The following is a 275-nucleotide window of genomic DNA, read 5'->3' on the forward strand; positions in this document are numbered from 1 at the left end:
ATGCAGACCATTATTTATCTCGTCATAGACTAAAGGCTTACGCGTCCGCACTTCATCAGACGACCATAGCAGATCAATCGATTGCGCCGTTTTTTCTCTGGCTTGCTCGTAGGCAAAACTGTTTTGTGCAACGTTATTTAAGGCATCGCTATGCGTGAATAAACCTTGCAATAAGTTCATCGTTGTACGGCGACGCGCTTCAGTAGGATGCGCGGTAAATACAGGCATGAATTTTAGTTGCTCAATGAGCTCTTGCATCTGTGCTGGCTCAATAT

1 protein-coding gene is annotated in these 275 nt (G+C 44.7%); it reads right to left on the minus strand.

The annotated features are described in order from the left end of the window. Positions 1-275, minus strand: a 275-nt coding sequence (locus AAEY75_RS14955; protein ID WP_352260019.1) for a phosphoenolpyruvate carboxylase, incomplete at both ends; no start/stop codon positions are given.

Origin of the sequence: Psychrobacter sp. TB55-MNA-CIBAN-0194 (assembly GCF_040309505.1) — a bacterium.
GTDB lineage: Bacteria > Pseudomonadota > Gammaproteobacteria > Pseudomonadales > Moraxellaceae > Psychrobacter > Psychrobacter fozii.